Origin of the sequence: Nonomuraea sp. NPDC049758, assembly GCF_040674635.1 — a bacterium.
GTDB lineage: Bacteria > Actinomycetota > Actinomycetes > Streptosporangiales > Streptosporangiaceae > Nonomuraea.
In genome coordinates this window covers 111,046-126,600 of sequence record NZ_JBFAMZ010000013.1, presented here as the reverse complement: position 1 = coordinate 126,600, position 15,555 = coordinate 111,046, and the positions used below count along the sequence as shown (strand labels likewise).

The window sequence follows — 15,555 nt, the reverse complement described above, 5'->3', positions numbered from 1 at the left end:
ACAGGAGAAGAGTTTGACCTGTCAGTACCAACCTGTGGACTGGGAGTGCCCCCACGCGCCACAGGGCGTGCCGTAGCGGCCCTTGATGTAGCCGAGCCCCCACGCGATCTGGGTGGTGGCATTGGTCTGCCAGTCGCCGCCCGCGCTGGCCATCTTGCTGCCGGGCAGGGCCTGCGGGATGCCGTACGCGCCGGAGTAGCGGTTCATCGCCCGCTCGTTCCAGCCGCTCTCCTTCTGCCAGAGCAGCTCCAGGCAGCCCCACTGGTCGGCGCCCCAGCCCTTGGCGGCGAGCATCTGCTTGGCGACGGCCTTGTTGCTGCCCGGCGAGGGGTTGCTGCCCGGCGGGAAGTTGGCGGGCGGGAAGCCGCTGCCGCCCGGCGCCTTCTTGGGCACGACCCAGTTGAGCTTCTTGGTGCCGCCGCGGTTCTTCTTGAGCAGGTCGGCCCGGTATGCCTGCTCGGCGGCGTTCTTCAGCGCGTCGGTCTCGGGGTCGGGGGCGAACAGGTTGCCTCCGGCGAGCGCGCCGAGCTGCTCGGCCGTGAACGGATCGACCGGCGGCTTGTTGGCGTTGTCGACGGCGCGGTAGGCGACGTAGCCGCCACCGCCCACGACCACCACCAGCGACACGACGGCGACGGCGACGCGCTTGGGGGTGAAACGCGAAGGCCGGCGGCGCGCCGAGCGAAGGTCATCCTTCGGGCGGCGCTCACTCAACTGCGGACCGGGGCTCACGATCCATGAGCTTGCCCTGTCATGGGGGGTGGTCCGCAACCGGAACGCGGGATTCGGTTGACGTTCTCTTGGCCAACCAGCAGGTAACAACCTTTTTCACGAAAAATTGTGAATTTCGTCACAGACTGGTGGGCGCCTCCCTTCGAGCGCCCGCACCGAAGGGAGGCCGCTTTCAGGCTTCCGCCCCATCTTCAGGATCTGATCCGCACCCGGTCACAGTTTGATGACACAACCCGGGTATAGGGGACATGGAATAATAATGTGCGCGTGGCCGGCATCCTCCTTGTAGAAGACGATCCCTCCGTCCGCACAGCCTTGGAGCTGGCGTTGACGCGGCAGGGACATTCCGTCACGTCCTACGCGACGGGCGAGGAGGCTCTGGACCACATCCGCGCCCGCCGCCCCGAGATCGCGATCCTCGACGTCATGCTGCCCGGCATCGACGGCGTCGAGGTCTGCCGCCGCATCCGCAAGCTCGACCAGCTCCCCGTCATCCTGCTCACCGCCCGCGGCGACGACCTGGACGTGGTGGTCGGCCTGGAGGCGGGCGCCGACGACTACGTGGTCAAGCCGGTCGAGCCGCGGGTGCTCGACGCCCGCATCCGGGCCATCCTGCGCAGGGCCGAGTCCGCGACCTCCGACCGCATCACCTTCGGCGACCTCGTGATCGACCGGGGGGCGCTCAAGGTCACGCTGGCCAGCAAGGAGATCCACCTGACGCCGACCGAGCTGCGGCTGCTGCTGGAGCTGGTCCGGCATCCCGGCCAGGTGCTCAACCGCCGCTACCTGCTGCGGGTCGTCTGGGACCACACGCACGTCGCCGACTCGCGGCTGGTGGACGCCTGCGTCCAGCGCGTCCGCGCCAAGATCGAGCCGAGGCCGGCCGAGCCCGTCTTCATCCACACCGTGCGCGGGTTCGGCTACCGGTTCAGCCCTCCGTGATCCCGCTGCCCACCGGGCTGCGGGCGCGCCTGGTCATCACCTTCACCCTCGTCGCGGTCACCGCGTCGACGCTGGTCGCCACCATCGGCTTCGAGCTGGCCAAGACCGCGCTCGTGACCAGGGCCGAGACCACCTCCCTCGACCTGGTGACCCGCGAGCTCGGCCGGATCACCTTCCCCGTGGGCAAGCTCAGGCCGGGCGAGGCGGCGCCGTCCATGAAGGAGCTCGACCAGGTCGTCCGGACACTGTCCAGCCCCGGCCGCAGCGTCCTGGTCGAGTACGGCAACCTGCTGTCCGCCGACGGCCCGATGACCATGAAGGACGTCCCCAACGAGCTGTACGGCCGGGCCAAGCAGAACGTCGTCACCCAGCGCAAGGTGATCGGCAACGAGCTGTGGCTCATCGTCGGCGCCGAGGTCCACCGGTTCGAGCCCGGCGTCGCCCCCGAGGCCACCGGGCTGCGCGCGTTCGTCTTCTTCCCGCTGCACGACGAGGAGAGCCAGCTCACGACGCTGCGCAACACGCTCACCCAGGGCGGCGCGGTGATCGTGCTGATCGCGCTGGTGGTGGCGCTGCTGTCGGCCCGGCAGGTGCTGCTGCCCGTACGGCGGCTCAGCGCGGCGGCGCAGGCGCTCGGCCAGGGCCGGCTGGACACCCGCCTGCCGGTGCACGGCCAGGACGAGCTGGCCGAGCTGACCGCCAGGTTCAACGACGCGGCGGCGGCGCTGGAGCTGAGCGTGTCAGAGCTGCGCTCGCTGGAGGCCATGTCCCGCAGGTTCGTGGCCGACGTCTCGCACGAGCTGCGCACGCCGCTCACCGCCATGACGGCCGTGGCCGACATGCTCTCGGAGGAGGCCGGCCGGCTGCCCGACGCGCCCGCGGAGGCCGTACGGCTGGTGCTGCGCGAGATCGGGCGCCTGCGCGAGCTGGTCGAGCACCTGATCGAGGTCAGCAGGTTCGACGCCGGCACCGCGACGCTCAACGTGGAGCCCGTGAACGTCGCCGACGCCATCCTGGACTGCCTGGAGGTGCGCGGCTGGAGCGACGAGGTGGACGTGACCGCCTCCCAGGGCCTGACCGTCAATCTCGACCCGAGGAGGTTCGACGTCATCGTGGCCAACCTGGTCGGCAACGCGCTCAAGCACGGCCTGCCCCCGGTGGAGGTCACCGCGCGCGGCACCGAGAACGGCCTGGAGGTGAAGGTGCGCGACCACGGCAAGGGCATCCCCGCCGAGGCGCTGCCGCACGTCTTCGACCGCTTCTTCAAGGCGGGCGCGGGCCGGGCCCGCAGCCAGGGCAGCGGCCTCGGCCTGGCCATCGCCCGCGCCAACGTGCACCTGCACGGCGGCACGATCTCCGTACGCGCCCAGCTGCCGGGCACCCTGTTCACGGTCTGGCTGCCGCACCAATGAAGGCACCGATGACCGCACCGATGACCGGGCGCCGGGTCCTCGTCGCCGCCGCGGCCCTGCTGGCCGTGGCGGCCTGCGGCATCTCGCCGACCGACGTCCAGACCAAGGGCGCCGCGCCCACCATCAAGCTCCCGCCGCCCTCGAAGACCATCTACCTGATCAGGAACAAGCAGCTCACGCTCGAACCCGCCGACGTCGAGAACGGCACCGTGGGCAGCCTGCTCGGCGCCCTGTTCGCCGCCTCCGACCAGCCGCTCGGCGACCGCACCACCGAGCTGCACGGCCTGGAGTACGTCGGCATGAAGGACTCGCTCGACCCCGTGCAGCGCGACGAGATGCAGCTCCCGCGCACCTCCACGCTGACCGTGTACTTCAAGGGCGACCGGCCGCTGAGCCGGCTCGGCAAGGCCCAGATCGTCTGCACCGCGCAGCAGGACGCCGCGTTCGAGCAGGTCAAGATCGTCCGGGAGAGCGACGGCCGCCCCGCCAAGGCGGAGGGACGGCCGTACACCTGCGGCGAGCTCAGGTGAGCCCGCCGCGGCTCACATCGTGATGTCCTCCAGCATCTCCGTCACCAGGGCGGCGATCGGGGAACGCTCGGACCTGGTGAGCGTGACGTGCGCGAAGAGCGGGTGGCCCTTCAGCTTCTCCACGACCGCCACCACGCCGTCGTGCCGGCCGACCCGCAGGTTGTCGCGCTGGGCGACGTCGTGCGTGAGCACCACCCGGGAGTTGGCCCCGATCCGGCTCAGCACCGTGAGCAGCACCCCGCGCTCCAGCGACTGGGCCTCGTCCACGATCACGAACGCGTCGTGCAGCGACCGGCCGCGGATGTGCGTCAGCGGGAGCACCTCCAGCATGCCCCGGTCGAGCACCTCCTCGATCACCTCGGGCGAGGTGATCGCGCCGAGCGTGTCGTAGACCGCCTGCGCCCACGGGCCCATCTTCTCGCCCTCGGTGCCCGGCAGGTAGCCGAGCTCCTGGCCGCCGACGGCGTACAGGGGGCGGAAGACGACCACCTTGCGGTGCTGGCGGCGCTCCAGGACCGCCTCCAGGCCCGCGCAGAGCGCCAGCGCCGACTTGCCGGTGCCGGCCCGGCCGCCCAGCGAGACGATGCCGATCTCCGGGTCCATCAGCAGGTCCAGCGCGATGCGCTGCTCGGCCGAGCGGCCGTGCAGGCCGAAGACCTCGCGGTCGCCGCGGACCAGGCGGACGGACTTGTCCGGCGCGACCCTGCCCAGCGCCGATCCCTTGGCCGACAGCAGCCGCAGGCCGGTGTGCGCGGGCAGTTGCCTGCCCTCCTCCAGGTCGGCCACGCCCTTGTCGAAGAGCGTCTCGACGTCCTCGGCCGTCACCTGCAGCTCGGCCATCCCGGTCCAGCCGGACTCGACCACCAGCTCGGCGCGGTACTCCTCGGCCGCCAGGCCGATCGAGGCCGCCTTGACCCGCATGGGCAGGTCTTTGGAGACCAGCACGACGTCGCAGCCCTCGGCCGCGAGCGAGCGCGCGACGGTCAGGATGCGCGTGTCGTTGTCGCCCAGGCGGAATCCGACGGGCAGGATGGACGGATCGCTGTGGTTGAGCTCAACCCTGATCGTTCCATCCCCTGTCGGCATCGGCTCGTCGAGCCTGCCGTGCTGAACCCGCAGGTCGTCGAGGTAGCGCAGGGCCTTCCTCGCGAAGTAGCCGAGCTCGGGATGGTGCCGCTTACCTTCCAGCTCCGTGATGACCACGATGGGAAGGACGACGTCATGCTCGGCGAAGCGCGTCAATGCCGCCGGGTCGGCCAGCAGGACCGAGGTGTCGAGCACGTACGTGCGCTTGGCCGGCTGGTGAGTAGGGTTGCTCGAGGACACTGCCACACGTTCTCCCCCGGGCGCCCATAGGTGCGGGCACCCTGCAGACGAGGTGGGAACCGGACCGGACCCGCGTCCCCGACCGCAACCTGCCGGCGGAGCCGGACTCCGGCCCCCCTCAGCAGATGTCGGTGCAAAGGCGGGCCCTCTCCGGGATGCCCGGCCTGTGGCCGGACACTTTCAACGTTACGTCCTGGATACCCGAATGTCGCATCAAGAACCGTAACGCCGGTGTCTCGCAGCGTAATCGCGCAGCGCCCGCAGGAAATCGACCCTGCGGAAGTCCGGCCAGTAAGCCTCGTGGAAGTAGAACTCGGAGTGAGCGCTCTGCCACAACATGAATCCGGACAGACGCTGCTCGCCCGACGTACGGATGAGGAGGTCCGGGTCGGGTTGGCCGCGAGTGTAGAGATGCTCCGCGATGTGTTCGACATCGAGGACCTCCACGAGGTCCTCGATGCTGGCGCCCTTACTCGCATGCTCCTGGAGGAGTGAGCGCACCGCATCGGCAATCTCACGTCTTCCTCCATACCCAACTGCAACGTTCACAATCAGGCCCGGACGGTGTGATGACGCTTCTTTTGCATTTTTCAGGACATTGGCCGTGCGGTCCGGGAGGAGGTCGAGCGCGCCCACCGGGCTGATCCGCCAGCCCTCGGCCACGAGCTCCTGGACCACGTCCTCGATGATGCGCAGCAGCGGCTCCAGCTCCTCGCGCGGCCGGTTGAGGTTGTCGTTGGACAACATCCAGACGGTGACGACCTCGACGCCCGTCTCCCGGCACCAGCCGAGCAGCTCCGATATCTTGTCCGCGCCCTTGCGGTGGCCGGTCGCCACGTCGCGCATGCCCATGGCGCGCGCCCAGCGGCGGTTGCCGTCGATGATGACCCCGACATGCCGGGGAACGCTGTCCTTGGACAGCTTGGTCTCCAGCCTGTGTTCGTACAGCCGGTAGACCAGGTCGCGCAGGCCCACGGAGTGCCTCCCCAGCGGTGCTGTGCCTTTGGTCGAATGACCCAACAGGCAATTATCACCGCGTTTCGCCCGTGCCTGCTCCCCCAATGGGATTCCTGGCGAGATCTCTTCCGCCGAGACACCCCTCGGCTTCATGGACCAGTTCGCGGACGAACTCGGACAACTCCGCGGACGTCAGGACGGCCCTCATGCCCACGCCGGAGGCCCCCCACGCCTCGACGTAGGCCCTGCGGGTCAGCCGCCACTGACCCGGCGCGGGCTGCCAGATGGGGATGGTGCGCAGCTGGCAGCGCAACTCGCCGCCGCCCACCAGCCCCGAGCGGGTGCGGTAGCGGAAGGAGAACAGCTCGCTCTCCGGCTCCTCGTCGGGGAAGCGGTCGTCGGGGTCGTTCCACTGCCGGGCCGCCCCCCTTCCCTGCCGCGCCTCGTCGACCCCGCGCGCCAGGCGCGCGAGCAGCCAGCCGCACCGCTCCCCCACGCTGCCGTACGGCGTGCCGTCGCGATGAAGCTCAAGGGTGATCTCGTACGGCGTGCCGACGGTGTCCGTGCACGCGACGGGCGTGACGGTCAGGTACGATCCATCGACACAGCGTAGTCCCCCCACGCCCTTCCCCGTTTCCGGCCCCAAGTCAGCTAAACCCGTAGAAACCCCTGGCTGTGTCCCCGAGCACCAGGTCCCGGTCGGTTCCGCCGAGCAGCGCGCCGGTGACCTCCCAGACCGTCCGGTAGTCGGCCGCCTGCAGGGCCACCGGCCAGTCGCTGCCGGCCATCAGCCGGTCCGGGCCGAACAGCTCGACGGCGTGCTCCACGTACGGCCGCAGGTCCTCCACCGTCCAGTTCCGGTGGTCGGCCTCGGTGACCAGGCCGGAGACCTTGGCGTACACGTTGGGGAAGCGGGAGGCGCGGGCCAGCCCGCCGGCCCACGGCTCCCACTCGTGGTCCCTGATGCGCGGCTTGGACAGATGGTCGATGACGATCTTCAGGGACGGGTGCCGCCCGGCCAGCGTGACCACGTGGTCGAGGTGCCTGGGCAGCAGCGAGACGACGTCGAACGTCAGCCCGGCCGCCGCGAGCAGGCCCAGCGACTCCAGCACCTCGTCGCGGACCAGCCAGTCGGGGTCGGGCTCGTCGTGGATCAGGTGCCGGACGCCGCGGAACTTCGGATGGGCGGCGTACCGGGCGATCGCCTCGGCGGCCTCGTCCGGGCGCGACAGCGGGATCCATCCGACCACCGCGCCGACGAAGTCGTGGGCGTCGGCCAGGGCCAGCAGGGCGTCGGTCTCGGCACCGGAGTCGGCGGCCTGGACCAGCACCGTCCGGTCCACACCGGCCCGCGCCAGCTCAGGGGCCAGGTCGTGCGGCGCGTACGTCCGGTAGAGCACGCCCGCCTCGGGGGTGAGCCAGGGGTAGTCGCCGGTTTCGAGGTCCCAGAAATGCTGGTGCGCATCGACAATCACCCCCCAAACCTAGGATGTCTTGATATTTCAGAGCAAGGGGTGCCAGCCGTGCTCACGCCAGCCCGGCGGCTGGTGCCACTCGGTCCAGCCGAAGCCGGTGCCGCCGTCGTCGCACTCCAGCTCGCACAGCGCCCTCGGGAACTCGGCCACCGCCCCGTCGGGCGAGACCAGCGTCACGGGGGCGAACGCGACCGGCCGCACGGTCACCGCGCGGCCCGGGAAGCTCAGCAGCGTCTGCGCCGGGCGGTCGCCGTCGAACCGGGTGCCGGCCGCGAAGCCGTCCGCGTGCTCGATGCCGCCGCCGGGCGGCACCGTGAACGCCGGCCACGGCAACGGCATGCCCAGGTTGACCTGCGTGCCGTGCAGGTGGGTGCCGTCGGAGAGGCGGCCGCTGGTCCACGTCCAGGACAGCGACCACCAGTCCCTGACGCCCCAGCTGTGGTCGCGCTCGCCGTGGCCGTGGAAGGGGCGGCCGTCGACCGTCCCGGTCACCTCGCAGGGCACCTCGTAGCGGGGGGTGAGCTGGTAGCCGTACACGCCGCCGCGGGTGTGCCATTCGAGGTCGAGCGACAGGCCGGGGGCGGCCAGGCGCAGCCGCGCGGTGCGCAGGGGGTCGGTCGCGGCCAGGTCGGCCTCGTAGGCGTCGGTGGAGATCGTCAGGCCGGTCGGCGGGGCCTCGTGGTCGGTGATCTCCACCGGGCCGCCGCCGCGCCGGACGAGCCGGGCCCAGAACCAGGTGCGCTTCCAGTTGGGGTAGAGCCCGATGCGGACGTATCCGCCCAGTTCGCCGTCGTCGGCGACGAAGTCGAGGTAGTAGGACTCGTTCCACAGCGGGTCGTCGCCCGGCGGGTGGAGCTGCTCGTCCTGCTCGCCGAGGGGCCAGTCACCCATGTTGACGATGCGCATGCCGTACCGCCTCCCAAGCGCTTGCTACGAGCAAGCCTAGCGGCGATCACGGCGGAACACGAAGAGCAGGCGAGCCCACCCGCGCGGCCTCGCGGCCGGCATGAGGCCGCGGGCGCGCAGCCAGGCGGCGAAGTCGTCGGCGTCGGCCCGGTACCCGGGCGGCGGGACGGCACGAGCCGCCGCGTAGGCGGCGAACTCCGCGGCCAGGGCGGGCCCGGCGGCACGGGCGGCGTCCGGGCGGAGCCTGGCCACCACACTGCGCCGCTTGGCGAGCAGCGCGGACGCCTGCACGCGCAGCCGTCCGGCGTCGAAGCCCGGCGGTGGATCCGCCCCGGCCACCAGGCACGCGACGACCCGCCCCTGCGCCTGCGCCAGCCGCGCCCGCGCCCCGTCACTCACCGCGCCCGCACGCCGCGCCGGCGCCTCCTCACTCACCGCGCCCGCCCACGGTCTGCTCGGCCGGGGACATGGCGGCTCGGATGCGGGTCAGTTCGCCGGCGAGCGCGGCGTCGCCCGGGTAGTCGTCGTCCCACTCCAGCAGCACCCCGGGTGGGCTGGTCCGGGCGCACAGCTCGGTCAGCAGGCCGAGGACGGCCGGCGGCACGGCGGCGGTGTGCGTGTCGTGCCAGATCCCCTGGTGCTCGTGCCCGCCGGCCACGTGCACGTACGCCAGGTGCTCCAGCGGCAGCGCGTCCAGCGCGTCCACGGCCGACAACCCCACGTTGACCTGGGCGGCGTACAGGTTGGCGACGTCCACCAGCAGCCCCACCCCGGTACGCTCCACGACCTCGGCCAGGAAGCGGGCCTCGGTCAGCTCGTCGTCCGGCCAGCCGAAGATCGCCGCCACGTTCTCCAGGGCCAGCGGCACGGGCAGCGCCTCCTGGGCCAGCCGCACGTTCTCCACGACGATCTCCAGCGACTCCCGCGTCCGCGGCACCGGAAGCAGGTGCCCCGCCTCCACGCCGCCGCCGCGGACGAACGCCAGGTGCTCGCTGACCAGCGGCGAGTCCAGAGCCTGCGCGCAGGCCGCGAGATGGGCGAGCCGGGCCGGGTCCGGCGGCTCGGCGCCGCCGACGCCCAGCGAGACGCCGTGCGGGATCACCGGCACGCCCCTGGCCCGCAGCACGCGCAGCGACTCGGGCAGGTCGCCGGGGTCGATGTTCTCGGCCACCACCTCGACGAACCCGACGCCCGCCATCCGCTCGATCGTCAGGTCGAGCTCCGGCCGCCACCCGATGCCCACCCCCAGGTCCGGCAGGTCCGGCATGTCAGCTCCCCCCGCCGCCGCAGCCGCCCCCGCAGCCGCCGCCTCCGCAGCCGCTTCCGCCGCCGCAGCCGCTCGCGCCGCCGCATCCCGCCGTGCCGCAACCGCCCGCGCCGGCGCTGTGCGACTGGTCGCCGCCGCGCCGCCGCCTGGTGGCGACCGTACGGGCCGGGGAGCCGTCGAGCGCGAGGACGAGGTTGGCGTCGTTCAGCTCGCCGAGGCCGTACAGCGCGACGGCCTCCGGGCCGCTGGACGTGCCCGGCGGGTGGTCCAGCTTGGCCCGGTCGAGCGCGGCCTGCCCGGAAGCGGTGAGATCGGTGGGGAACGTGCGCCGGTGTCCGGCGATGGCGCTCGGCGCGCCCACGACCGTCCCGGCCAGGACGCCGAGCGCGGCCAGGGGAAGCGGCGACGTGCCCTCGACGGCCACCGACAGCGCCTCCACGGCCGCCCCGGCGAGCGCCAGCACCGCCAGCACCCGTAACCGGACGATCAGCCGGTCCACCTGGGTGAAGGAGCCGGTGGGGTGGACGGCGCCGATCCTGCCCAGCCGGTACCTGAGGGCGTCCAGGGTCTCGCCCTGGCTCACGCGCTCCCTGATCGTGCTCGCCCACGCGCCGGGGTTGCGCTCGACCTCGTCCAGGACGGCGTCCTCGACCGGCTCGCCGGTGCTCCGGACGCCGGCCACCCGGTGCACCCGTCCGTCGCGGGACACGCGTACGGCCCCTGACGCCGCCAGCAGCCCGACGGCGGTGTCGGCGACGCGCCTGGATCCGCCCGCCAGGAAGGCCAGCTCGTAGGGGCCGAGATCGTGCGACCGGGACTCGACGGCGGCCCCCCGGATGGCGGCGTGCTCACGCCGGACCGCCAGAACGGTGACCCCGGCCGCCACGGCCAGCGCCACCGCGAGGATGAGAAGGAACAGATCCATACGCCCTCCCCTCGTGCGGCCCGTCGGGCCGCGTACCGGAAAGACGTATAAGCAAGGCATAAAGGTTCCGGGCGATCAGAACGCCCCCACGCGGTGCGGCGGCCAGCACCGCCGCACCGCGCGCGCCCGCTCAGCCGAGCCGGTCGAGCAGGGCGTCGTACTCGTCCCACAGCTCCTTCGGCAGGTGGTCGCCGAACTTCTCGAAGTGGGCCGGGATCAGGGCCGCCTCCTCGCGCCACACGTCGCGGTCGACCGACAGCAGCGTGCGCAGGTCCTCCTCGGACAGGTCGAGGCCGTCGGTGTCGAGCTCGGCGGGCAGCAGGCCGATCGCCGTCGGGTTCGCCTTGGCCTCGCCGTTGAGGCGGTCGACGATCCACTTGAGCACGCGGCTGTTCTCGCCGAACCCGGGCCAGATGAACGTGCCCTCGTCGTTCTTCCTGAACCAGTTGACGTAGTAGATGCGCGGCAGCTTCGCGCCCTCGACCCGGCCGATGTCGAGCCAGTGGCCGAAGTAGTCGCCCATGTTGTAGCCGCAGAACGGCAGCATGGCGAACGGGTCGTAGCGCAGCTCGCCCACCTTGCCCTCGGCCGCGGCGGTCTTCTCGGAGGCGACGTTGGCTCCGAGAAAGACGCCGTGCTCCCAGCTCAGCGACTCCGTGACCAGAGGCACGGCGGTGGCGCGGCGGCCGCCGAAGAGAATCGCCGAGATGGGCACGCCCTTGGGGTCCTGCCACTCCGGTGCGATGGTCGGGCACTGGGAGGCGGGTGTGGTGAAGCGGGCGTTCGGGTGGGCGGCGGGCTCGTCGCTGTCGGGCGTCCATGAGCGGCCCTTCCAGTCGGTCAGGTGCGCCGGGGGCTCCTCGGTGAGCCCCTCCCACCACACGTCCCCGTCGTCGGTCAGGGCGACGTTGGTGAAGATGCTGTTGCCCCAGAGGGTCTTGATGGCGTTGGCGTTGGTCACCTGGCCGGTGCCGGGCGCGACGCCGAAGAAGCCGGCCTCCGGGTTGATGGCGTACAGGCGGCCGTCGTCGCCGAAGCGCATCCAGGCGATGTCGTCGCCGATCGTCTCGACCTTCCAGCCCGGGATCGTGGGCTGGAGCATGGCCAGGTTCGTCTTGCCGCAGGCGCTCGGGAAGGCGGCGGCGACGTAACGGGTCTCGCCGTCGGGCGGCGTGAGCTTGAGGATGAGCATGTGCTCGGCCAGCCAGCCCTCGTCGCGGGCCATGACGCTGGCGATGCGCAGCGCGTAGCACTTCTTCCCGAGCAGCGCGTTGCCGCCGTAGCCCGAGCCGTAGGACCAGATCTCGCGGGTCTCGGGGAAGTGGCTGATGTACTTGGTGGAGCTGCACGGCCAGGCCACGTCGGACTGGCCCGGCCGCAGCGGGGCGCCGACGGAGTGGACGGCCTTGACGAAGCCGCCGCGCTGCTCGATCAGGCGCAGCGCCCGGTCGCCCATGCGCGTCATGATCCGCATCGACACGGCCACGTACGCGGAGTCGGTGATCTCGACGCCGAGCTGCGAGATCTCGCCGCCGAGCGGGCCCATGCAGAACGGGACGACGTACATCGTGCGGCCGCGCATGCAGCCCGCGAAGAGCTCGGAGAAGGTCTGGCGCATCTGCGCTGGAGCGATCCAGTTGTTGGTCGGGCCCGCGTCCTCCTCGCGCTCCGAGCAGATGTAGGTACGGTCCTCGACCCGCGCCACGTCGCTGGGATCGGACTTGGCGTAGAAGCTGTTCGGGCGCGCGGCGAGCCGGGTGAGCGTGCCCTGCTCGACGAGGAGGTTGGTCAGGCGCGTCCACTCCTCCTCCGAGCCGTCGCACCACTCGATCCGGTCGGGCTGGGTCAGGGCTGCGATCTCGTTCACCCACGCGACCAATTCGCGATTGCTCGTCGGCGCGGGGACTTCCACGGAAACGGACACGACTGCGACTCCTCCACTCTCTCAGGGCCCAGTCATCATTAACGACGAAGGCGCATGAGAGCCAATTGGCATAGACCTGTTGGCGCGACCGTCGCCGCAGGCAGCGGCCCTGACGATCCGGGGAGCCTACCCAGGTCTCCGAGTTTTAAAAGAGGAATTTCGCGGGGCCGGTCCAGGCCAATTAGCGTGGTCTAAACCAATTACCGCAGTGGTTTAGTCCAATTTCCCGAGCCGTTTCCGCCGGTGTTCTCAGGAATTGACGTCGGGGCCCGCGTTGCGCACTCTGTCGACGTGCTGGAGTGCGTCGCGCAGCTCCGCCAGCCAGGTGTCGGTGTTCTTGCCGACCAGGCGCACGCACCAGGCGAGCGCGTCGCTGCGGCTCCTGGCCACCCCGGCGGCGACCAGCGTGTCGAGCACCTGACGCTCCGACTGACGCAGACGCGTCATCACGGGCACGGATAGTGTGGTGAACATCACAGTCTCGCCCCCGCACCGCACGCCCCAGGAGACCTTCTGGCGGAACCGGCGCTCCGCCTCGCGGGCGATCTCGATCCGCCGCTCGCGGGTCTCCTCACGGAACCGGCGGGCCAGCCCCTCGATGAGGGCGAGCCGCTCGGCCTCGGGGGTGTCGGCGGGCGGGTCGGGCAGCGTGCCGAGCACCGCGATCTCCTCGCGGTCACGGACGATCTCGGGGGCCCCGGTGAACCACCCCTCGGGGAGCCGGCCGGTGAACCAGCCGCGGACCTGCGCGCTCATATCGTCTGTTGACATGTAATCACGATTACACAGTTGCGCGCGAAATGCACGAGCCGGACCGCGGTTCGTGCGAAGGTTCGTTCAGCGGACGCGGGCGGCCGCGACCGGGCTGACCCGGACGACGCCGGCCAGGTTCCGCGTGCTCAACGGAGAGATCTTGACGACGTCACCGGTGCGCGGCGCCTGCAGCACCTTCCCGTTGCCCCAGTAGATCGCCACGTGCGAGATGTAACCCGGGTTGGTCGGGTCGTTGCGCCAGAAGATCAGGTCGCCTGGTTGCGCCTGCGCCAGCGGCACCTGCGGCCCGGCCACCCACTGCTGGTGGGTCACCCGCGGCATCCGTACGCCCGCCTGCCCGTACGCCCACTGCACCAGCCCCGAGCAGTCGAACGTGTCGGGCCCCTCGGCCCCCCACACGTACGGCCGGCCCAGCTTGGACACCGCGGCCTTCAGCGCCGCCGTGAGCTGTTCCACGGTCATGAACGACCCGGACGGCCAGTTCTTCGGGGTGTCGGGCCTGGCCCGCGGCTGGACGGGGTTGACGGTGGCCACCTGCGTGCCCTTGGGCATCGCGGCCAGGATGGCCCGGCGCAGCGCATCGGAGTTCGCGCCCGGGGCGCTGACGATGAGCGCGTTGTCGCGCGGGAGGCGCAGCCTGCGTCCGGTCTCCTTGGACACGACCGCGTCGACCGCGCCGAACCCGGTGGTGGCGTACGCGCCGATGCGCAGCGGCCCGGCCGGCCCGCTCACGCGGCTGTGCAGCGCGAGGCCGCCGTCGTTGCCCAGCACGAACGAGACCGCCACGTCGCCGGAGGCCACGTTCTGCCACAGGGCGTCGGAGGACGCCGTCACCTTGGGGGTGTAGGCCCGGAACGTGGAGGGGTTCACCGCGAGCGTCTGCACCCGCTTGCCGTCGAGCGGGATGGAGGCCGCGTCGGCCAGCTCAAGGGCCCGTACGCCGCGCAGCCGGGCCACCTTGCGCAGCAGCTCGTCCGTGAACGGCTTGCGGGTGAGCACGAAGAGGTTGGGCTTGCGCAGCTTGCCCAGCGGCGCCACGGGCTGGTCGGCACGGGACTGGGCCATGAGCGTCTGCTTCGGCACCGGCCGCGCCCGCACCACCTCGACCGGCGCCTGCTCCTCCCCCGTCTGGACCAGCACCAGCACGTCGGTGGTGAGCACGGCCACCAGCATCACCACGATGAAGGGGATGAGCCTGGATAAGTCCCGCCGTTTCCGCGTCTTCACCAGGAAGCTGAGGTCCTGCGCGATTCCCGGCGAACGCGAAAACGCCGCCGGGCCGACGTGGGCCCGGCGGTCAGGATCTGCGGGGGTCAGTTGCCGATGTACGGCACAGCCTCGAGGATCTCGACGGTGTTCTGGCGGCCGTTGGGCATCGAGTACGTCGCCTTCTCACCGATCTTCTTGCCGTTGATCGCCGAGCCGAGCGGCGACTTGGGCGAGTACACGTCGATCGGCGCTCCGCTCTCCTCGCGGGAGGCGAGCAGGAAGGTGACCTCGTCGTCGTCGCCGACGAACCGGATCGTCACGGTCATGCCGGGGCCGACCACGCCTTCGGTCTTGGGGGCCTCTCCGACCTTGGCGTTGTCGAGGATCTGGCGGAGGTGGAAGATCCGGGCCTCCATCTTGCCCTGCTCGTCCTTGGCGGCGTGGTAGCCGCCGTTCTCCTTCAGGTCGCCCTCCTCACGGGCGGCCTCGATCTTCTTGGCGATGTCGACGCGCCCGGGGCCAGAGAGATATTCGTACTCCGCCTTCAGGCGGTCGTACGCCTCCTGCGTCAGCCATGTGACGTTCTCATCGCGAGAGTCGGCCACGGGTTCTCCTTGCTTGCCTAGGGGGCCCTGAGATCACTTGAGGATGTGGACGGTCGAATTGCGAAAGGCTAACAACTCAACCGCCCGGACGCTTCCCCAAATGTCTCACTATACGAGATTGCAGTACTGGATGTGGACGGAAGTGGCCTGACCACTGGTGTCGAGGCTCTCCTTGAGCTGCTTACTACCCTCACCAGCCGGGATTCTTACTTCCTTGCTACCGACTTCCGCGTGGTAGACGTCCAGTGCCCTGATCCGGCAGACGGCCACTCTATCGTCGGGCTTGTACACCTCGAAGGTGATCTCCGCGCGCCCGGGCGCGTCGATGCTGAACGAGACGACCTGCGCCGGGGCCTCCGAGCCGCCGCCGGCCGTCATCGACCACATCACCCATCCCCAGCCACCCGCGACGATGGCCACCAGCACGCCGATCACGACATGCACGACCAGCCGGCCGCCTCTCTTCGGACGGTCGGGGAAGTCGTCGGGTGTGCCGAGAACGGGTCCGTTCCCGACATCTTCGGTGACCATGGCGGAATCTCCCTGCACTCCCTGAGCGTTATCCGAGACA

Annotated in this window: 17 protein-coding genes; 3 read left to right on the top strand and 14 right to left on the bottom strand. The window is 70.8% G+C overall.

What is annotated here, in order from left to right:
- Positions 1-21: 21 nt before the first annotated feature.
- Positions 22-732 carry a lytic transglycosylase domain-containing protein gene (locus tag AB0J46_RS30985; RefSeq protein ID WP_364337755.1) on the bottom strand — a complete coding sequence of 237 codons (711 nt, stop codon included), beginning with the start codon at positions 730-732 and terminating at the stop codon, positions 22-24.
- A 267-nt stretch (positions 733-999) separates the two neighbouring features.
- Between AB0J46_RS30985 and AB0J46_RS30980 the strand changes: the two genes are divergently transcribed.
- Genes AB0J46_RS30980 through AB0J46_RS30970 form a run of 3 tightly spaced genes read left to right on the top strand, consistent with a single transcriptional unit; the run spans position 1,000 to position 3,616 of the window.
- Complete coding sequence (locus AB0J46_RS30980) at positions 1,000-1,674, top strand: response regulator transcription factor (RefSeq protein WP_125636689.1); 675 nt, start codon at positions 1,000-1,002, stop codon at positions 1,672-1,674.
- Positions 1,671-3,086: a HAMP domain-containing sensor histidine kinase gene (locus tag AB0J46_RS30975; protein ID WP_364337753.1), complete on the top strand. Its 1,416-nt coding sequence runs from the start codon at positions 1,671-1,673 to the stop codon at positions 3,084-3,086. The genes AB0J46_RS30980 and AB0J46_RS30975 overlap by 4 nt, the downstream gene beginning before the upstream one ends.
- An 8-nt stretch (positions 3,087-3,094) precedes the next feature.
- Positions 3,095-3,616 carry a hypothetical protein gene (locus tag AB0J46_RS30970; RefSeq protein WP_364337752.1) on the top strand — a complete coding sequence of 174 codons (522 nt, stop codon included), beginning with the start codon at positions 3,095-3,097 and terminating at the stop codon, positions 3,614-3,616.
- Positions 3,617-3,628: 12 nt separating this feature from the next.
- On the opposite strand, the gene AB0J46_RS30965 is transcribed toward AB0J46_RS30970, so the two are convergent.
- The 13 genes from AB0J46_RS30965 to AB0J46_RS30905 all read right to left on the bottom strand — a co-directional run bounded on the left by AB0J46_RS30965 (position 3,629) and on the right by AB0J46_RS30905 (position 15,515).
- The gene (locus AB0J46_RS30965; RefSeq protein WP_352352966.1) at positions 3,629-4,948 is read right to left on the bottom strand and encodes a PhoH family protein; all 1,320 of its coding nucleotides are present in this window, start codon (positions 4,946-4,948) and stop codon (positions 3,629-3,631) included.
- 207 nt (positions 4,949-5,155) lie between these two features.
- Positions 5,156-5,917 carry an isoprenyl transferase gene (locus AB0J46_RS30960; protein WP_352323268.1) on the bottom strand — a complete coding sequence of 254 codons (762 nt, stop codon included), beginning with the start codon at positions 5,915-5,917 and terminating at the stop codon, positions 5,156-5,158.
- Positions 5,918-5,972: 55 nt separating this feature from the next.
- A complete protein-coding gene (locus AB0J46_RS30955) occupies positions 5,973-6,521 on the bottom strand; it encodes a hypothetical protein (RefSeq protein ID WP_364337751.1) in 549 nt (182 codons plus the stop codon).
- 25 nt (positions 6,522-6,546) lie between these two features.
- Positions 6,547-7,374 (bottom strand): amidohydrolase family protein, encoded by an 828-nt coding sequence (locus tag AB0J46_RS30950; protein WP_364337750.1) that lies wholly within the window; start codon positions 7,372-7,374, stop codon positions 6,547-6,549.
- Positions 7,375-7,401: 27 nt separating this feature from the next.
- Positions 7,402-8,280 (bottom strand): hypothetical protein, encoded by an 879-nt coding sequence (locus AB0J46_RS30945; RefSeq protein ID WP_364337749.1) that lies wholly within the window; start codon positions 8,278-8,280, stop codon positions 7,402-7,404.
- A gap of 36 nt (positions 8,281-8,316) precedes the next feature.
- Entirely contained in the window at positions 8,317-8,715 is a 399-nt protein-coding gene (locus AB0J46_RS30940) for a hypothetical protein (RefSeq protein ID WP_364337748.1), read from the bottom strand.
- Positions 8,708-9,547 (bottom strand): DUF692 domain-containing protein, encoded by an 840-nt coding sequence (locus AB0J46_RS30935; protein WP_364337747.1) that lies wholly within the window; start codon positions 9,545-9,547, stop codon positions 8,708-8,710. Before AB0J46_RS30935 ends, AB0J46_RS30940 begins: the two co-directional genes overlap by 8 nt.
- Before the next feature lies 1 nt (position 9,548).
- A complete protein-coding gene (locus tag AB0J46_RS30930) occupies positions 9,549-10,472 on the bottom strand; it encodes a TIGR04222 domain-containing membrane protein (RefSeq protein ID WP_364337746.1) in 924 nt (307 codons plus the stop codon).
- 130 nt (positions 10,473-10,602) lie between these two features.
- Positions 10,603-12,396, bottom strand: coding sequence for a phosphoenolpyruvate carboxykinase (GTP) (locus tag AB0J46_RS30925; protein WP_364337745.1), 1,794 nt, complete (start codon positions 12,394-12,396; stop codon positions 10,603-10,605).
- 249 nt (positions 12,397-12,645) lie between these two features.
- Positions 12,646-13,167 carry a hypothetical protein gene (locus AB0J46_RS30920; RefSeq protein ID WP_352352974.1) on the bottom strand — a complete coding sequence of 174 codons (522 nt, stop codon included), beginning with the start codon at positions 13,165-13,167 and terminating at the stop codon, positions 12,646-12,648.
- Between the two features lie 66 nt (positions 13,168-13,233).
- Positions 13,234-14,397: a C40 family peptidase gene (locus AB0J46_RS30915; protein WP_364337744.1), complete on the bottom strand. Its 1,164-nt coding sequence runs from the start codon at positions 14,395-14,397 to the stop codon at positions 13,234-13,236.
- An 86-nt stretch (positions 14,398-14,483) separates the two neighbouring features.
- The gene (gene greA, locus AB0J46_RS30910; protein ID WP_352323258.1) at positions 14,484-14,984 is read right to left on the bottom strand and encodes a transcription elongation factor GreA; all 501 of its coding nucleotides are present in this window, start codon (positions 14,982-14,984) and stop codon (positions 14,484-14,486) included.
- A gap of 108 nt (positions 14,985-15,092) precedes the next feature.
- Positions 15,093-15,515, bottom strand: a complete 423-nt coding sequence (locus AB0J46_RS30905; protein WP_357974645.1) for a DUF4307 domain-containing protein — start codon at positions 15,513-15,515, stop codon at positions 15,093-15,095.
- Between the last annotated feature and the right edge of the window lie 40 nt (positions 15,516-15,555).

Coding starts and splice junctions, on each gene's coding strand:
- AB0J46_RS30920 (WP_352352974.1), bottom strand. CDS start 13,167: ATGTCAACAGACGATATGAGCGCGCAGGTCCGCGGCTGGTTCACCGGC.
- AB0J46_RS30930 (WP_364337746.1), bottom strand. CDS start 10,472: ATGGATCTGTTCCTTCTCATCCTCGCGGTGGCGCTGGCCGTGGCGGCC.
- AB0J46_RS30945 (WP_364337749.1), bottom strand. CDS start 8,280: ATGCGCATCGTCAACATGGGTGACTGGCCCCTCGGCGAGCAGGACGAG.
- AB0J46_RS30970 (WP_364337752.1), top strand. CDS start 3,095: ATGACCGCACCGATGACCGGGCGCCGGGTCCTCGTCGCCGCCGCGGCC.
- AB0J46_RS30905 (WP_357974645.1), bottom strand. CDS start 15,515: ATGGTCACCGAAGATGTCGGGAACGGACCCGTTCTCGGCACACCCGAC.
- AB0J46_RS30935 (WP_364337747.1), bottom strand. CDS start 9,547: ATGCCGGACCTGCCGGACCTGGGGGTGGGCATCGGGTGGCGGCCGGAG.